The sequence below is a fragment of the Vibrio sp. 1580 genome (genome assembly GCF_033340055.1).
Map to the genome: position 1 here is coordinate 1 of NZ_JAWOVT010000599.1, position 551 is coordinate 551.

General features: G+C 51.9%; 1 protein-coding gene. It reads left to right on the forward strand.

Annotated elements, in window-relative coordinates:
* On the forward strand, positions 1-551 hold a 551-nt coding region (locus tag R7093_RS27365), incomplete at both ends, for a cbb3-type cytochrome c oxidase subunit I (protein WP_318147301.1).

Here is a 551-nt window from a genome sequence, read left to right on the forward strand (position 1 = left end):
TGGCCGTACCGGTTGGTTGGCGTATCCGCCGCTGTCTGGCATTGAAGCAAGTCCGGGCGTCGGGGTCGACTATTGGATTTGGGCGCTGCAGATATCTGGTGTCGGTACCACGCTAACGGGTGTGAACTTCTTCGCCACCATTTTGCGTATGCGCACACCGTCAATGCCTATGATGAAGATGCCAGTTTTCACGTGGGCGTCGCTATGTGCCAACATTCTGATCATCATTTCGTTCCCAATTCTGACCGTCACCATCGCACTGCTGACGCTCGACCGTTACTTGGGCATGCACTTCTTTACCAATGATCTTGGCGGCAACGTAATGATGTACGTCAACTTGATTTGGGCATGGGGCCACCCAGAAGTGTACATCTTGGTACTACCTATCTTTGCTGTGTTCTCAGAAGTGACGGCAACTTTCTCGCGCAAAAAGCTATTTGGTTACACCTCACTGGTGTGGGCGACGATTGTCATCACCATTCTTGCGTTCGTGGTTTGGCTGCATCACTTCTTTACCATGGGTTCTGGCGCGAACGTGAATGCCTTCTTCG